The 15446-nt window shown below is 72.5% G+C and carries 16 protein-coding genes; 9 read left to right on the top strand and 7 right to left on the bottom strand.

Annotation, left to right across the window (positions count from 1 at the left end; all coding sequences use genetic code 11):
* Window positions 1-31 precede the first annotated feature (31 nt).
* The 3 genes from KI385_RS08680 (at window position 32) to KI385_RS08670 (ending at window position 3300) form a co-directional block, all read left to right on the top strand.
* Window positions 32-943 carry a carbohydrate ABC transporter permease gene (locus KI385_RS08680; RefSeq protein ID WP_238571633.1) on the top strand — a complete coding sequence of 304 codons (912 nt, stop codon included), beginning with the start codon at window positions 32-34 and terminating at the stop codon, window positions 941-943.
* Window positions 940-1857, top strand: a complete 918-nt coding sequence (locus KI385_RS08675; protein ID WP_238571632.1) for a carbohydrate ABC transporter permease — start codon at window positions 940-942, stop codon at window positions 1855-1857. The genes KI385_RS08680 and KI385_RS08675 overlap by 4 nt, the downstream gene beginning before the upstream one ends.
* A gap of 408 nt (window positions 1858-2265) precedes the next feature.
* A complete protein-coding gene (locus KI385_RS08670) occupies window positions 2266-3300 on the top strand; it encodes an NUDIX hydrolase (RefSeq protein ID WP_238571631.1) in 1035 nt (344 codons plus the stop codon).
* 70 nt (window positions 3301-3370) lie between these two features.
* Here the strand turns inward: KI385_RS08670 and KI385_RS08665 are convergent, their stop codons facing one another.
* Window positions 3371-4732, bottom strand: coding sequence for a dipeptidase (locus KI385_RS08665; protein ID WP_238571630.1), 1362 nt, complete (start codon window positions 4730-4732; stop codon window positions 3371-3373).
* A 173-nt stretch (window positions 4733-4905) separates the two neighbouring features.
* On the opposite strand from KI385_RS08665, the gene KI385_RS08660 reads away from it, so the two are divergent.
* The gene (locus KI385_RS08660; RefSeq protein ID WP_238571629.1) at window positions 4906-6111 is read left to right on the top strand and encodes a geranylgeranyl reductase family protein; all 1206 of its coding nucleotides are present in this window, start codon (window positions 4906-4908) and stop codon (window positions 6109-6111) included.
* A 16-nt stretch (window positions 6112-6127) separates the two neighbouring features.
* Here KI385_RS08660 and KI385_RS08655 read toward each other — a convergent pair whose 3' ends face one another.
* Window positions 6128-6577 carry a nitroreductase family deazaflavin-dependent oxidoreductase gene (locus KI385_RS08655; RefSeq protein WP_238571628.1) on the bottom strand — a complete coding sequence of 150 codons (450 nt, stop codon included), beginning with the start codon at window positions 6575-6577 and terminating at the stop codon, window positions 6128-6130.
* Between the two features lie 190 nt (window positions 6578-6767).
* On the opposite strand from KI385_RS08655, the gene KI385_RS08650 reads away from it, so the two are divergent.
* From KI385_RS08650 to KI385_RS08640, 3 genes are all read left to right on the top strand, one after another.
* On the top strand, window positions 6768-7478 hold the full coding sequence (locus KI385_RS08650) for a TetR/AcrR family transcriptional regulator (RefSeq protein WP_238571627.1): 711 nt from the start codon (window positions 6768-6770) through the stop codon (window positions 7476-7478).
* A 93-nt stretch (window positions 7479-7571) separates the two neighbouring features.
* Window positions 7572-8867, top strand: a complete 1296-nt coding sequence (locus KI385_RS08645) for a sensor histidine kinase (protein WP_238571626.1) — start codon at window positions 7572-7574, stop codon at window positions 8865-8867.
* The gene (locus tag KI385_RS08640) at window positions 8864-9529 is read left to right on the top strand and encodes a response regulator transcription factor (protein WP_238571625.1); all 666 of its coding nucleotides are present in this window, start codon (window positions 8864-8866) and stop codon (window positions 9527-9529) included. Before KI385_RS08645 ends, KI385_RS08640 begins: the two co-directional genes overlap by 4 nt.
* A gap of 98 nt (window positions 9530-9627) precedes the next feature.
* On the opposite strand, the gene KI385_RS08635 is transcribed toward KI385_RS08640, so the two are convergent.
* The 3 genes from KI385_RS08635 to KI385_RS08625 all read right to left on the bottom strand — a co-directional run bounded on the left by KI385_RS08635 (window position 9628) and on the right by KI385_RS08625 (window position 12168).
* Entirely contained in the window at window positions 9628-10389 is a 762-nt protein-coding gene (locus KI385_RS08635) for a maleylpyruvate isomerase family mycothiol-dependent enzyme (protein WP_238571624.1), read from the bottom strand.
* Entirely contained in the window at window positions 10376-10828 is a 453-nt protein-coding gene (locus KI385_RS08630; RefSeq protein ID WP_238571623.1) for an SCO4225 family membrane protein, read from the bottom strand. The genes KI385_RS08635 and KI385_RS08630 overlap by 14 nt, the downstream gene beginning before the upstream one ends.
* A 110-nt stretch (window positions 10829-10938) precedes the next feature.
* Window positions 10939-12168: an MFS transporter gene (locus tag KI385_RS08625; protein ID WP_238571622.1), complete on the bottom strand. Its 1230-nt coding sequence runs from the start codon at window positions 12166-12168 to the stop codon at window positions 10939-10941.
* Window positions 12169-12185: 17 nt separating this feature from the next.
* Between KI385_RS08625 and KI385_RS08620 the strand changes: the two genes are divergently transcribed.
* A complete protein-coding gene (locus tag KI385_RS08620; RefSeq protein WP_238571621.1) occupies window positions 12186-13406 on the top strand; it encodes an ROK family protein in 1221 nt (406 codons plus the stop codon).
* A gap of 66 nt (window positions 13407-13472) precedes the next feature.
* Window positions 13473-13856 carry a PPOX class F420-dependent oxidoreductase gene (locus KI385_RS08615; protein ID WP_238571620.1) on the top strand — a complete coding sequence of 128 codons (384 nt, stop codon included), beginning with the start codon at window positions 13473-13475 and terminating at the stop codon, window positions 13854-13856.
* Here the strand turns inward: KI385_RS08615 and KI385_RS08610 are convergent.
* Complete coding sequence (locus tag KI385_RS08610; RefSeq protein ID WP_238571619.1) at window positions 13846-14823, bottom strand: phosphotriesterase family protein; 978 nt, start codon at window positions 14821-14823, stop codon at window positions 13846-13848. The two genes, KI385_RS08615 and KI385_RS08610, sit on opposite strands and share 11 nt — an antisense overlap.
* On the bottom strand, window positions 14820-15404 hold the full coding sequence (locus KI385_RS08605) for a DUF4865 family protein (RefSeq protein ID WP_238571618.1): 585 nt from the start codon (window positions 15402-15404) through the stop codon (window positions 14820-14822). The genes KI385_RS08610 and KI385_RS08605 overlap by 4 nt, the downstream gene beginning before the upstream one ends.
* Window positions 15405-15446 lie beyond the last annotated feature (42 nt).

Here is a 15446-nt window from a genome sequence, read left to right as displayed (position 1 = left end):
GACCGCTGTGAAGGACGGGGAGCGAACCGCCGTGCCGAACACCCGCGCACGGCGCGCCAAAAGACCGGGGCCGCGGCGCCACACCCGCCGCGACCTCGTCGTCCTCGGCGTGCTGCTGGGCATACCGATCCTGCTCGACCTCGCCTTGATCTGGGGCCCGACGCTCGCCTCCGTCGGCCTGTCCTTCACCAACTGGGACGGCATCGGCGATATCCAATGGGCCGGCCTCAAGAACTACGACAACCTTTTCGCCGACTACCCGCAATTCTGGCCGGCGGTCCGCCACAACCTCCTGTGGCTGGCCTTCCTCGGACTGCTCGCCGCCCCCTTCGGCCTGCTGCTCGCCGTCCTCATCGACCGCGGCGTCCGCTTCAGCCGCTTCTACCAGTCGACGCTCTATATGCCGGTGGTGCTCTCGCTCGCCGTCGTCGGCTTTATCGCCCAGCTGATCCTCTCCAGGGACCAGGGCGCACTGAACGCCGTCATCGGCGGCAAGAATCCCACCGACTGGCTGGGAGACCCCGGACTCAACATCTGGATGGTGCTGCTGGCCGCCTGCTGGCGGCACACCGGCTATGTCATGATTCTCTATCTCGCCGGCCTGAAATCCGTCGACCCCAGCCTCAAAGAGGCCGCCGCCATCGACGGCGCGAGCGAACGGCAGGCCTTCTTCCGGGTCGTACTGCCCACCTTGCGCCCGGTGAATGTCATCGTCGGCGTCATCACCGTCATCGAATCGCTGCGCGCGTTCGACATCGTCTACGCCATCAACAAGGGCCGCAACGGCCTGGAGCTGCTGTCCGTGCTGGTCACCGACAACATCATCGGGGAGGCGAGCCGGATCGGATTCGGCTCGGCCATCGCCGTCGTCCTGCTTCTGGTCTCCCTGGGATTCATCGTGACCTATCTCGTCCAGGAACTGCGAGGGGAGCAGCAGCGATGACCACCCCTGCCACCACCGCGCGCCCCGTTCCGCGGCCGGTGCCCGTCGGCCCCGGCCCGGCCCGCCGCCGCGGACGGTTCGGCGTCCAGATCTTTCTGGCCGCCGTCTCGCTGGCCTTTCTCGCCCCTCTGCTGCTGGCCGTCTACGCCTCGCTGCGCCCCTACGAAGAGACCGCGAAATACGGCTATTTCTCCCTGCCGCGCCATCTCTCCTTCGACTACTACCGACAGGCCTTCGTCGACTCCGGTATGAGCAAGTACTTCCTGAACTCGCTCATCATCGCGGTCCCCGGTGTCCTGCTCACCCTCTTCCTGGCGTCCTTCGTCGCCTTCGCCGTCGCGCGGCTGCGCCTGCGCGGCGGCATCGTCGTACTGATGGTCTTCACCGCTGGAAACCTGCTTCCCCAACAGGTGATCGTCACCCCGCTCTATGTGCTGTTCAACAAGATTCCGCTGCCGTACTGGATGTCCGACTCCATGACGATGTACGACTCCCTCTGGGCCGTCATCGCCGTACAGATCGCCTTCCAACTCGGTTTCTGTGTCTTCGTCCTGGCCAATTTCATGCGCACTCTGCCACGGGAAATCCTGGAGGCCGCGATCGTCGACGGAGCCGGGGTCTGGGCCCAGTACTGGCGCGTCACCCTTCCGCTCTGCCGCCCCGCACTCGCCGCGCTGGGCACCCTGCAATTCACCTGGATGTACAACGACTTCCTGTGGGGCCTGGTCTTCCTCTCCGACGGCGACAAACTCCCGGTCACCTCGGCGCTGAACAATCTCCGCGGCCAGTTCTTCACCGACTACAACCTGCTCGCGGCGGGCTCGGTCATCGTCGCGCTGCCCACGATCCTGGTCTTCCTGATCCTGCAGCGGCATTTCATCGCCGGTCTGACCCTGGGGGCGAGCAAGGGCTAGGGCGCACGCACCCTGGGCGTGTCCGGCGGATGAGCGCCGGGCACGCCCTGGCGGACCGGACGCCGAACCGGCCGGTGGCCGGCGCGCGACCGCATGATGGGCCGCCGTCATATGCGCCTTCCCGAATGCCGGCGACGGTACGGAACCCGGTATGCGGGTGAGGGTTTCGGTACTGGAGGGGCTGGGGAGCGCTTGTTTGCCGGGGGCTTCGCGGCGGGGGATCGGTGACCGGCATCCTCCTCGCGATGCATTTCACGATCGGCTCGTCCATGGGCAGCGAAGGCTCCCTGGCCGGGCCGGTGGTCGAATGCGCAACGATCCCGGCAGTGCGCGCGGCCCGTGGTCCCGAGCGTTTCCGTGGCAGGGTGTTGCGGGCAACTCACCTGGGTCTAGGGAAGAGGGGAAACCGTGATCGTCTGGCTGAACGGCACGTTCGGTGCGGGCAAGACCACAGCGGCTCATGAATTGCTCGACCTGCTTCCCGGAAGCACGCTCTACGACCCCGAACTCCTCGGCAGCGGACTGCGGTTGATGCTGCCGGCCAAGCGGTTCGAGGAGGTCGACGACTACCAGGATCTGCCGTCCTGGCGGCGGATGGTCGTGGACACCGCAGCGGCACTGCTCACCGAAGTGCCGGGCCCGCTGGTGACGCCGATGACGCTGCTGCGCCAGGAGTACCGCGACGAGATCTTCGGCTCCCTCGCCGCCCGCCGGATACCCGTACGCCATGTTCTGCTACATGCGGAGGAAACGATCCTGCGGGCGCGCATAGCCCACCGCGAGGAGACACCGGGCGACGACGGGACCAATGCGTCGATACGCCGCTGGAGTCTGGAACACCTCGGGCCCTACGCCGACGCGCTGCCCTGGCTCAAGGGCGATGCGCACGTCGTGGACACCACCCGGCTCACACCCCGGCAGACCGCCGAGCGGGTCGCCGAGGCCGTACGGACCGGCGCCGGCGCCTGCGACATCGTGCAGACCCCCGAACCCACCGCCGAGACGCTCGCCGCCGGCGTACTGCTCTTCGACGACCAGGACCGGGTGCTGCTCGTCGACCCCACCTACAAGGCCGGGTGGGAATTCCCCGGCGGCATCGTCGAACGCGGTGAGGCGCCCGCCCATGCCGGCGTACGGGAGGTCGCCGAGGAACTGGGCATCGAGCTCCCGCGCGCGCCCCGGCTGCTGGTGCTGGACTGGGAAGCCCCCAAACCGCCCGGCTTCGGCGGCCTCCGGCTGCTCTACGACGGCGGCACCCTGACCGGCGACCGGATCAGCAAGCTGCTGCTGCCCGGCTCCGAACTCCGCGACTGGCGCTTCGTCACCGAGGCCGAGGCCGAGAAGATGCTGCCGCCGGTGCGCTGGAACCGGCTGCGCTGGGCGCTGCGCGCCCGCGAACAGGGCTGTCCGCTCCACCTGGAGGCGGGCGTCCCCGTCGGCTGACACCGGGGTCGAAGGATCGGGCGCCGCACCCAGGGCGCGGCGCCCGATCGTCCCTCAAGACAGTCGGGCCTCAGGCCCGGCTCTCCGCGTACTGCCGCAGGAACAGCGCCTCCGCCAGCGAGAGCCGCTCCAGCTCCTGCGGCGAGACGCTCTCGTTGACCGCGTGGATCTGCGCCTCCGGCTCGCTCAGCCCGATCAGCAGGATCTCCGCGTCCGGGTAGAGCCCGGCCAGGGTGTTGCACAGCGGGATCGAGCCGCCCATGCCCGAGGTCTGCATCTCCTCACCGTCGTACGCCTCCCGCAGCGCCGCCGCCATCGACGCATACGCCGGGCTGCTGGTGTCCGCACGGAACGGCTGGCCCTGCCCGACCTGCTCGACCGTGACCCGCGCGCCCCACGGAGCGGCGCTCTCCAGGTGTGCGGCCAGCAGCTTCGTCGCCGCCACCGCGTCCGTGCCCGGCGGCACCCGCAGGCTCACCAGCGCCCGCGCGCCCGCCTGTACGGACGGCGTGGCGCCGACCACCGGCGGGCAGTCGATACCCAGCACCGTGACGGACGGCCGCGCCCAGATCCGGTCCGCGACCGTGCCGTTTCCGGTCAGCCCGACGCCGTCCAGCACCTTGGCGTCCTTGCGGAAGTCCTCCTCCGGATACTGCAGGCCCTCCCAGGTGGCGTCCGCGGCCAGGCCGTTCACGGTCGTCGAACCGTCCTCGGCGCGCAGCGAGTCCAGGATCCGGATCAGCGCCGCCAGCGCGTCCGGGGCCGCACCACCGAACTGGCCGGAGTGCAGATTGCCCTCCAGGGTGTCGACCTGGACGCGGACCAGCGTCATCCCGCGCAGCGTCGCGGTCACCGTCGGCAGCCCGACCCGGAAGTTGCCGGTGTCGCCGATGACGATGGCGTCGGCGGTCAGCAGCTCGGGGTGTGCCTCGGCGTACCGCTCCAGACCGCCGGTGCCCTGCTCCTCCGAACCCTCCACGATCACCTTGACGTTGACCGGAACCCCGCCGTGCTCCTTCAGCGCACGCAGCGCCGTCAGATGCATGATCAGGCCGCCCTTGCAGTCGGCGGCACCGCGGCCGTACCAGCGGCCGTCGCGCTCGGTCAGCTCGAACGGCGGCGAGACCCAGGCGGCTTCGTCCAGCGGCGGCTGCACGTCGTAGTGCGCGTACAGCAGGACCGTCGGGGCGCCGGCCGGGCCGGGCAGAAAGCCGTAGACGGACTGGGTGCCGTCCGGGGTGTCCAGCAGCGCCACGTCCTGGAAACCGTCCGCCCGCAGTGCATCGACGATCCAGTTGGCGGCCGCCTCGCACTCGCTCTTGGGGAACTGGGCCGGGTCCGCCACCGACTTGAAGGCCACCAGCTCGGCCAGCTCGGTCCTGGCACGGGGCTGCAGCGCGGCGACGGTGTGGGCGAGCGGGCTGTCGGACATGGAACGCTCCTTGTGGGCGCGGCGTTGTGCAGTACGGGCCGTCCGGGCCTCGTGAGCCGGACGGGCCGGACGCATGAGTGCCCCCGATCTTCCCACAGGCCCTTCGCGCAAGAGCGGCCCGTAGGATGCGGGCGGTACGCGCAGCCAGGCATCGAACAGGAGCAGAAGCACAGGTGAGCAGCGAGCGGGCAGCCGAGGACAACCAGCAGGTGTGGGACGTCGTGGTGGTGGGCGCGGGGCCTGCGGGCGCCTCGGCCGCGCATGCCGCGGCCTGTACGGGACGCCGGGTGCTGCTCCTGGAGAAAGCGGAACTGCCGCGGTACAAGACCTGCGGCGGCGGCATCATCGGCCCCTCGCGGGACGCACTGCCGCCCGGCTTCGAGCTGCCGCTGCGCGACCGGGTGCATGCGGTGACGTTCTCGCTGAACGGCCGGCTGACCCGCACCCGCCGCTCCAAGAACATGCTGTTCGGGCTCATCAACCGCCCCGAGTTCGACGCCCGGCTGGTCGAGTCGGCCAAGGACGCCGGCGCGACGGTCCGTACGGGCGTCACGGTCTCGCGGGTGGAGCAGCACGGCGCCGAGGTGCCGGACCGGCGGACCGTCGCGGTGGTGCTGGGCGACGGCGAGGTGTTGCTGGCGCGCGCCGTGGTCGGCGCGGACGGCAGCGCGGGCCGCATAGGGGCACACGTCGGGGTCAAGCTCGACCAGGTCGACCTCGGCCTGGAGGCGGAGATTCCGGTTCCCGAGCCGGTCGCCGAGGACTGGGCGGGCCGGGTGCTCATCGACTGGGGACCGATCCCCGGCAGCTACGGCTGGGTCTTCCCCAAGGGCGACACCCTCACCGTCGGCGTCATCTCCGCGCGCGGCGAGGGCGCGGCGACCAAGCGCTATCTGGAGGACTTCATCGGCCGGCTGGGCCTGGCCGGCTTCGAACCGAGCATCTCGTCCGGGCATCTGACGCGCTGCCGGGCCGATGACTCGCCGCTGTCCCGCGGCCGGGTGCTGGTGTGCGGCGACGCGGCCGGGCTGCTGGAGCCCTGGACGCGCGAGGGCATCTCCTTCGCGTTGCGGTCCGGGCGGCTCGCGGGGGAGTGGGCGGTCCGGGTCTCCGAGGCGCATGACGCGGTGGACGCCCGCCGCCAGGCCCTCAATTACGCCTTCGCCATCAAGGCGGGCCTGGGGGTGGAGATGGGTGTGGGGCGGCGGATGCTCGGTGTCTTCTCGCGCCGCCCCGGACTGCTGCACGCCGCCGTCACGAGCTTCCGCCCGGCCTGGCACGCCTTCGCGAAGATCACCCGCGGGACGACGACGCTGGCCGAGATGGTGCGCACGAACTCGGTGGCGCGACGGGCGCTGGAGGCGTTGGACCGGGGATGAGGTCCCTCCACCGGGCTCAGGATTCGGTGATCCGGAAGACGGGGTGGCGCGGGGCCGCGGCGAGAAGTTCCTCGTCGGTGGAGTCCGCGGTGATCTCGCCGAAGTACGACTTGACCTCCCAGCCCCAGCGCTTGAGGTAGGCGCGCAGCAGCGCCGGGGTCTCGGCGGGCGGCAGTTCGACGGCGGTGAAGGGGCGGGTGCGGCGGCCGACGCGCAGCTCGCCGCCGCCCGCCGCGCGCATATTGCGTACCCACTCGGAGTTGCCGCGCGCCGAGACGAGATAGCGGCCGTCCTCGAAGGTCATCGGGTTGACCGGGACGCGCCGCCATTCGCCGCTCTTGCGGCCGCGGACGGCGAGGTCGGCCGAGCCGGCGAGGCTGATGCCACGGCGGGCGAGCCAGCCGATGGCGCCGTTGAGGCGGGCGGCGAGGCGGCCGGGCTTGAGGTAGTGGGTCATCTGGGACATGGCTTTCCTCGGTTTCTGCGCCGGGCGGTGCTCGCGCGCTGCGTTGTTAGGGCGCTCGCAGTCGTGAGCGCCGCACTCAATCGAGAGCACTGCTCTCGCTTACGAGCAGTGTGCACGCGAATGGCACACCAAAGCAAGAGCACTGCTCTCGTTTTTGTGCGGTGATCCGGAAAGTGGCACACTGCTCACCATGACTGCGATCCGAGGAGCCAGGGAACGGGCCCGTAGCGAAATCACCGAAGCCATCAAGGCCGAGGCCCGCAAACAGCTCGCCGCCGAGGGCGCCGCCAAGCTCTCCCTGCGGGCCGTCGCCCGCGAACTCGGCATGGCCTCCTCCGCCCTCTACCGCTACTTCCCCAGCCGCGACGACCTGCTCACCGCCCTGATCGTCGACGCCTACAACGTGGTCGGCGAAGCCGCCGAGCGCGCCACAGCCGGCCTTCGGGGCCCCGACGCGGCCCGCCCCGTCGCCCGGTGGACCGCCATCTGCACGGGCGTGCGCGACTGGGCCCTGGCCCATCCGCACGAATACGCGCTCATCTACGGATCGCCCGTCCCCGGCTACCGTGCCCCCCGCACCACCACAGAGCCCGCCGCCCGGGTCGGCCTCGCGCTGATCGGCGTCGTACGCGACGCACACGCCACCGGCGCGCTGAAGGAGCCCGCGCAGCCACTGCCCGACGCGGTGGTGGGCGATGCTCTGGCGCTCGGGGCGGAGCTGGGCGTGGAGCTGCCCGGCGCCGTGCTGGCGCGGCTCGTCGGGGCCTGGGCGCAGCTCTTCGGGCTGCTGAGCTTCGAGCTGTTCGGCCAGTTCAACCGGGTGATCGAGGCCCGTACGGAATTCTTCGAGCAGGCCGTCCTGGAGCTCGCCCGCAGCGTCGGTCTCAGCACCCCGCGCTGAGGCGCCGCGCCCGCCCTCTACTCCCGCGGGAGTACGGCTGATCACTGCGCCGGGCTGACGCCGCCGGCCCCCGCCGCGGTCTAGCGTGACGGCATGGAGAACGCACGGCCGCCGTGGGCGCGGCGCTGTCTCGGCCCGGCCTGGGAACGGTGGCTGTCGGCGCCGCCCGAGGAACCGCCGGGCCGGCCCGGTGCCCGGCTGCCCTGGCTCTCGACGCTGGTCGTGACGGTCTTCGTGACGGTCGGCTCCGGTTTCGCCGGGCACGACCAGCCGGACCGCGTCCCCGTGGACTCCTTCGCCCGCGCCCTGCTGATCGTCGGCACGGCGCTGCTGCTCTTCCGGCACCGCTACCCGCGCACCGTCGCCCTCGGTACCGCCGCCGCCGGTGCGGTCTACCTCGCGGCCGGCTACCCGTTCGGACCGGTCTTCCTCTCCCTCGCCCTCGGCGCCTTCGCGGCGATCGTCGCCGGATACCGCAAGGTCGCCTGGTGCGCGCTGGGCGGAGTGTGGATGAGCCATGTCCTGGTCGCCCACTGGCTCTACCGCTGGCTGCCTCCGCACGGCGATGGGCCCGCCCCCTGGGGGCAGGAACTCTTCGTCGCCGCCTGGGTGGTGGCCGTGCTGGCCCTCTCCGAGTTGGTACGGGTGCGCCGCGAACAGCTCGCCAGGGCGCGCGCCGAGCGGGCCGCCGCCGAACGGCGCCGGGCCGACGAGGAGCGGCTACGGATCGCCCGCGAGCTGCACGATGTCCTCGCCCACAGCATCTCCGTCATCAATGTCCAGGCGGGCGTGGGGCTGGCGCTGCTGGACAGCGACCCGGAGCAGGCGCGGACCGCGCTGACCACCATCAAGGGAGCGAGCAAGGAGGCGCTGGGCGAGGTCCGCCAGGTCCTCGACACCCTGCGCACCCCGGGCGACGCCCCGCGCTCCCCGGCCCCGGGCCTGGACCGGCTGCCCGAACTCACCGAACAGGCCAAGAGCGTCGGCCTCACCGTGGACATCACCACCGAGGGCGCCCCCGCGGCCCTCTCGCCCGGTACCGACCTCGCCGCCTTCCGCATCGTCCAGGAAGCGCTCACCAACATCGTCCGGCACTCCGGCTCCCGCGCCGCCCGGGTGCTGCTCCACTACGCCCCCGGGGCGCTGGAGATCCGGGTCGACGACGACGGCCCGGCGACCTCCCGCCCGGGTGAGCCGGCCGGCGGCGGCAACGGCCTGATCGGGATGCGGGAGCGGGCCGCGGCGCTGGGCGGCACCATCGAGGCCGGCCCGCGCCCGGACGGCGGCTTCCGGGTCCGGGCCCGTATCCCGCTGGACGGCCGGAAGGCCCGGGACCGGGCCCCGGGTGCGGATACGGTGACCGGGACCGTCACCGAGGAGGAGTCGTGATCCGGGTACTGCTCGCCGACGACCAGCTGCTGGTCCGGGCCGGCTTCAAGGTGCTGCTGAACGCCCAGCCCGACATCGAGGTGGTCGCCGAGGCCGCGGACGGGCAGCAGGCGCTGGCCGCGGTCCGCGAACACCGCCCGGACATCGTCCTGATGGACATCCGCATGCCGGTGGTGGACGGTCTGGTCGCCACCCGCCGGATCACCGAGGACCCACAGCTGCCCGAGGTGAAGGTCGTCATGCTGACCACCTTCGAACTGGACGCGTACGTCTTCGAGGCGATCCGCTCCGGCGCCTCCGGCTTCCTGGTCAAGGACACCGAACCGGAGGAGCTGGTACGGGCGGTGCGCGCGGTCGTCGCCGGGGACGCGCTGCTCTCGCCCGGCGTCACCCGTCGCCTGATCGCCGAGTTCGCGGCCCGCTCCAAGGAGCCGGCCGACGCCGGCACCCTCTCCGAACTCACCGAGCGGGAACGGGAGGTGATGGCACTGGTCGGCATCGGCCTCTCCAACGAGGAGATCGCCCGCCGCCTGGTCGTCAGCCCCCTCACCGCCAAAACCCATGTCAGCCGCACCATGGTCAAACTGGGCGCCCGCGACCGGGCCCAACTCGTCGTACTCGCCTACGAGTCGGGCCTGGTGCGCCCCGGCTGGCTGGGCTGAAACCGGACGTCGTCCCGGCCGCCGCTGTCGCCGCGGAGCTGCACGACGCGGGGTGCGGCTCGCGGCGTGTGCGGCGCCCGGGAGAACGCCCCCAGGGCTCAGATGCCCGCGTGCTCCCGCCACAGGCGGGTCAGTGCCTCATCGCCGGTGATCGTCATGGTGTCCCACGGCAGGCGGTTCCACAGTGCGAGATACAGCTCCTCGGCCGGGCCCTCGATCGTGCAGTCCGCCGGCTTCGCGGCCTCGCCCGGCCCGTCCGGGGCGGATGTGCGCACCATGCGCGGCGGTGCGTCGGAGAGGTGCACGGTCCACTTGGCGCCCGGTGAGTCCGTCGCGCGCACCCGGAGCGTGCGGGGCACGTCCGTACGGAGCGCGCTGCGGTCCAGGGAGTGAATGCCCGTCAGGAGTTCGTCGATGCCGTCGGCGGCGAAGGCGGACGGGAGGGGGGTGAGGGCGGCGCCGAGCGCCTGCTGGGCGTCCACGCGGTGCACCGATGTCTCGTGCGCCTGGCGGCGGGCCCAGAACGCCAGCGGGGACGGGGCGGGCCAGAAGGTCCAGGCCGCCAGGTCCCGCGGGGCCGCATGCAGCGCGAGGACGAGGTGGTGGTGGCCTTCGCGCAGCCAGGCCACCAGTTCGTCGTCGGCCAGGTCGGGAGCCTCGGCGGGACGGCTGGGCTGTTGCGCTCCCTGCGTCACGATTCCCGCCGCCCAGCGGTGGACCCGCCCGATATGGGTGACCAGATCGCGCATCCGCCACTCGGGACAGGCCGGAATCGCGGCCTCCGGGCCCGCTTCCTCGGCGGCGTCGGCGAGCAGTCCTCCGTCCAGCCGGAGCGTTTCGACGAACTCAGTGATCTCCATGCCCACGAGTGTGCCAGCCGGCACTGACAGCGGACCGTCGCGGGTCCCGGCGGCTGCGCAGCGCGCGGTGCACCAGCCCCAGCAGCAGCGCATTGACCAGTGCCGCGACGGCCGTCGCGGCCATCAAGTACCCCTCTGGGGCGCCGGATCCGCCCCAGAGCGCATCGCCCGCCAACCACAGCGGGAAGACCGTGGGGGCGGTGAGCAGCAGCGCCCAGATGCCGGAGAACGAGGCGTCGGGGTGGTGCACCGCCAGGCCGTCGACCAGCGCGAACAGCACCGCGGCGAGCACCAGGGAGAGATAGCCGAGGGAGAGCGGGTTGGTGAAGGTCAGGCGGAGCAGGGCGCGTGGCCGGTGCGGTCGGGGACCGGCCGGCCCGCCCGCAGGGCGTGGGCCGTGGGTCCCGCCGTCTTGGTGCCGGTGTGCCGCGTCGTCCATGCCGTTGTCCCCGTCCGTCTGCCGATGGTGCCCCGCGTGCGGCTCAACTACCGCACGAAAGGAGGAGCGCGGATACGCACAGTGCGCGTACCCGTGGGCGGGCCGGCGAATCACGTCCGCCCGGTGTGGTGTGCCCGGCGGGTCGCATACGCGATACCCGCGGCGAGAGCGGCGAGCAGGGCGACCGTGGTCAGCGCGGTGGGCAGGGTGTACGCCTCGGCGAGGAAGCCGATGACGGGCGGGCCGAGCAGCATGCCGCCGTAGCCCACCGTGGAGGCCGCGGCGACACCGTCGGGGCCACCGGCCTCGCCGGCCCGGGCGATGGCGATCGGGAAGATGTTGGCGAGCCCCAGACCCGCGACGGCGAAGCCGAGGCAGGCCGCCCAGGCGGTGGGGGCGAGCGCGCCGAGCAGCATGCCGGCGGTCGCCGTCGTACCGCCCGCGATCAGCGCCCGCGCCGGTCCGAAGCGCTGCACCACGGCGGTCCCGGACAGCCGTCCGGCGGTCATCGCCAGCGCGAACACCGCATATCCGGCGGCGGCCGGGCCGGGCCCGGCGGCCAGGTCCTGGGACAGATGCAGCGCGCCCCAGTCGGCCATGGCCCCCTCGCCGTACGCGGTGCACAGCGCGATCAGGCCGAAGACGAGCACCAGGCGGCGCCCGCGGCCGGCGGGGCCCGTGCGCGGCCCGTCCGCGGGCACAGGCAGCCGCTCGGGAACCACGGGCGCCGGGTGCGCGCGCAGCGACCGCCCCGCAACGGCCGTCACCAGCAGGCCGATCACGGCGAGCAGCAGCAGATGGACGGTGGGGGAGAGGCTGCCCGCGATCAGTGCGCCGAGCCCCGCGCCGAGCATCCCGCCGAGGCTGAAGGCGGCGTGGAAGCTCGGCATGACGGGGCGTCGCAGGGCGCCGATGAGGTCGACGGCAGCGCTGTTCATGGCGACGTTGAGCGAGCCGTACGCGGCGCCGAAGACCAGCAGGACCAGCCCCAGGGCGGTCGCCGAGTGGGTGAGCGGCGGCAGCACGATGCTCAGCGCGAGGGCGGCGGCGGAGGCGGTGGTCACGGCATGGCTGCCGAACCGCCGGCACAGCCGTCCGGTGATCATCATGAAGGCGACCGCGCCCGCCGACACGCCGAGCAGGGCGAGCCCGAGGGCGCCCGCGTCGGCGCCGGTCTGCGCCTTGATGGCAGGGATACGGACGACCCATCCGGCGAAGAGGAAGCCGTCCATGGCGAAGAATGCGGTGATGGCGATGCGGAGGCGGGCCAGGCGCGGATCGGTGGGGACACAGCCGCGACCCCCCGCAAAGGCCGTCCGTATTTTGTTTAGCGTCGGCACAAAGCCAGAATAGGGGTGTGACCCAGACTCGGACAACCAGGTTGGAGCGGGGCCGTAGCGCCCTCGGCCCCGCACTGGAGCTCGTACACACCGGACGCGCGCCCACCCGCGCGGTCCTGACCTCCGAACTCGGCGTGACCCGCGCGACCGCGGGGGCGGTGGCCGCCGAGCTCGAAGCGCTCGGACTGATCACCGTCGACTCCCGGCCGACCGCCTCTGCCGGCTCCCAGGGGCGCCCCTCACACCGACTGTTCGTCAACGAGCGCGGCCCCGTGGTGCTCGCCGCGCAGATCCACGCCGACGGCTACCGCGTCGCGCTGGTCGGCCTCGGAGGCCGCATCGTGGCGACGTCGCCCGGCTGCGGCACCATCCCGGAGGACCCGGCCCATGTCCTCGCCGACGCCGTCGCGGCCGGCTCCGAGCTGCTGCGCGAGACCGGCCGGCGCTGCCTCGGCGCCGGCCTCGCGGTGCCCTCCGCCGTCGCCGAACCGGACGGCGAGGCCCTCAACCCCCTGCACCTCGCCTGGCCTTCGGGTGCCCCCGTACGCGCACTCTTCCTCCGCGCGCTCGCCGACGCCGGCATCCCCGGAGTCGCCGAAACGATCGGCTTCAGCGGCAACGACGTCAACCTCGGGGCGCTCGCCGAACACCGCCACGGCGCCGGTCGCGGCGCCCGCGACCTGCTCTGTGTGGCCTCCGGCCACCGGGGTGTCGGCGGGGCACTGGTGCTCGACGGGCGGCTGCACAGCGGCAGTTCGGGCCTGGCGCTGGAGGTCGGCCATCTGACCGTCAACCCCGAGGGCGCGCCCTGCCACTGCGGCAGCCGCGGCTGCCTGGACGTCGAGGCGGACCCGCTCGCCTTCCTCGGCGCCGCCGGCCGCGAACCGGGCCCCGAGGTCTCGCTGCTCCAGCAGGCCGCCGATCTGCTCCGGCACGAGTACGCCGATCCGGACGTACGCGCCGCGGCCGACCTCCTCATCGACCGCCTCGGCCTCGGCATCGCCGGACTCGTCAACATCCTCAACCCCGACCGCATCATCCTCGGCGGACTGCATCGCGCCCTGCTGGAGGCCGACCCGGAGCGGCTGCGGGCGGTGGTCGCCGACCGCAGCCTGTGGGGCCGCAGCGGCGGGGTGCCGATCCTGCCCTGCAGCCTCGACCACAACAGCCTGGTCGGCGCGGCGGAGCTGGCCTGGCAGCCGGTGCTGGACGATCCGCTGGTCGTCCTGGAGCGGTGAGAGCGCGGGCGCCGTACCGCGCGGGGGGCACGGATCAGGGTTGTGGCCGGCCCTTAGGCTGCGGCCATGATTCCCGAAGCGCTCGCCCGCAGCCCGTACGTCAGCCTGGTCACGTACCGCAAGGACGGCAGCCCGGTCCCCACCCCCGTATGGGCGGTGGCCGAAGGGGCGGAGCTCCTGGTGTGGACGCGGGACGACAGCTGGAAGGTGAAGCGGCTGCGCAACGACGCGCGGGTGTCCGTCACCCCGTGCGATGTGCGCGGCCGGATCGCCGAGGGCGCACAGACCGTCGAGGGCGCCGGCCGGCTTCTGGAGGGCAGCGCCGAACTCGGCCGGGTACGCCGGGCGATGGCGCGCAAATACGGGCTGCGGTTCCGGCTGATGGACGGCGTCGGCGCGCTGCTGCGCGGGGGCAAGCGGCCGCATGTGGGGATCTCCGTCACCCTGTGAAGCGGTGTCCGGATGCCGTGCCCGCCCAGTCGGCGGCGAAGGCCCGCGCCGGATTGGCGGTCAGACACTGCGTCACCAGCCTCTCGCCCAGGACGAGTTCCAACCGCTCCCGTTGGCGACGCAGCAGATACGGCATGCCGGGGCCGCCGTTCACCGACCTGGCGCCGGCCGTCGTGGTGTCGCCGCCGAGCAGGATCCGGTCGCCGAAGCCCGCGTCGGCGAGCGCGGCCAGCGCGTCGGGCAGCCGCCAGTCGGTCGCGTGATGCGCGCGCGAAGGGCCGTCGAAGGCGAGATAGGCGCCGGCGTCGGCGGCCGCCCGGTGTACGGCGAGGTCCGGTGAGCGGTTGAGATGGCCGAGGATCACCCGGTCCGGCGGGACCGCCAACTCGCCGCAGAGCAGATCGAGTACGTCCAGCGCACCGGTGCCCAGCTCCAGATGGACACCGACGGCCGCGCCGGTCGCCCGCTGGGCCTCGGCGGCCGCGGCCATGGTGTACCGGGCGTGCCGGTCCAGACCGTGGAAGCCGCCGGCCACCTTGATCATCCCGGCGCGGGGGCCGCTGCCGCCGATCCCTTCGGTCAGCTCGGCCACGAACAGCCCGGCCGGATCCGCACCGATTCGCTCCAACACCTCGGGGGTGTAGTGCACCGCCTGGTGCAGCCCGGTGGCGGCGACGATCCGTACCCCCGACTCCCTTGCCAGCCGCGGCAGTTCGGCGGCGCCCCGGCCCATGCCGAACGGCGTCCACTGGATCATCGCCGCACCGCCGGCCGCGCGGAAGGCGGCCAGCTCGGCGGCCGCGGCCCCGGCGTCGGCCAGCTCCTGGCCCGGTAGTTGGGGGCTGCGCAGAAACAGGTGGTCGTGCGCGTCACAGACGCCGAGGTCGGCCGGGGCGATATCGCCCAGGACCGTACGGATGGCGGGAGCGGGGGGAGCGACGGGCCCGTCCGCGGGAGCCGGGTTCACCACTGCCGCCCCGCGCCCAGCCGGTCGGTGCCGGGGGCGGACAGATGCAGCACCTGGTAGCGGTCGCCCGCCGACTCCGGGGCGGCGTCCGCCCAGAGGGTGAAGTGGATCAGTTCCCAGTGTCGCGGATCGAGCGCCAGCGCGGTGCTGTGCACACCGTCCGACGCGGCCAACTCCTCGTGACCGGCCACCGCGTTCGCGATGACGGTGGCCACATCGGCGCTCTCGGGGAGGGTTTCGGTCCGCCGGGTGAAGGCGCGCGGGAGGACCCCGGCGGCGGGGCCGGGCCGGTGGAACAGCCCTTGCCAGTGCTGGACGACCGGCCGTCCGAAGTCGCGGACCACACCGCGGAATCCGTCGCCGAGGAGGAAGCGGTTCATGGCTTCCGGGTCGGCCCAGAGGTAGAACGGCGCGTACTGATTGACGGGCGAGCCGTCGACCCCGCGCTCACGGACTCCGTATGCCTTGAGGCCGAGCCCCTCGAAGTCGTCGAGGAGGTGGCCCTTGGACTTCACACGGTGCCGGATGATCTGCATGTCGTAGTCGGCGGGCAGGGTGATCGCGTACTGCATGGCGTGCATGACGGGCTCCGTACGGGCGGGGGAGGGGGCGGTCCTGTCGTT

This window comes from Streptomyces inhibens (assembly GCF_022221585.1).
GTDB lineage: Bacteria > Actinomycetota > Actinomycetes > Streptomycetales > Streptomycetaceae > Streptomyces > Streptomyces inhibens.
This window is presented reverse-complemented; position numbering and strand designations above follow the sequence as displayed.

What these genes read in the sequence shown, in the direction of transcription:
- KI385_RS08675 (WP_238571632.1), top strand. Translation starts at nt 940, where the DNA reads ATGACCACCCCTGCCACCACCGCGCGCCCCGTTCCGCGGCCGGTGCCC.
- KI385_RS08665 (WP_238571630.1), bottom strand. Translation starts at nt 4,732, where the DNA reads ATGTCCGACAGCCCGCTCGCCCACACCGTCGCCGCGCTGCAGCCCCGT.
- KI385_RS08655 (WP_238571628.1), bottom strand. Translation starts at nt 6,577, where the DNA reads ATGTCCCAGATGACCCACTACCTCAAGCCCGGCCGCCTCGCCGCCCGC.
- KI385_RS08650 (WP_238571627.1), top strand. Translation starts at nt 6,768, where the DNA reads ATGACTGCGATCCGAGGAGCCAGGGAACGGGCCCGTAGCGAAATCACC.
- KI385_RS08645 (WP_238571626.1), top strand. Translation starts at nt 7,572, where the DNA reads ATGGAGAACGCACGGCCGCCGTGGGCGCGGCGCTGTCTCGGCCCGGCC.
- KI385_RS08635 (WP_238571624.1), bottom strand. Translation starts at nt 10,389, where the DNA reads ATGGAGATCACTGAGTTCGTCGAAACGCTCCGGCTGGACGGAGGACTG.
- KI385_RS08630 (WP_238571623.1), bottom strand. Translation starts at nt 10,828, where the DNA reads ATGGACGACGCGGCACACCGGCACCAAGACGGCGGGACCCACGGCCCA.
- KI385_RS08615 (WP_238571620.1), top strand. Translation starts at nt 13,473, where the DNA reads ATGATTCCCGAAGCGCTCGCCCGCAGCCCGTACGTCAGCCTGGTCACG.
- KI385_RS08605 (WP_238571618.1), bottom strand. Translation starts at nt 15,404, where the DNA reads ATGCACGCCATGCAGTACGCGATCACCCTGCCCGCCGACTACGACATG.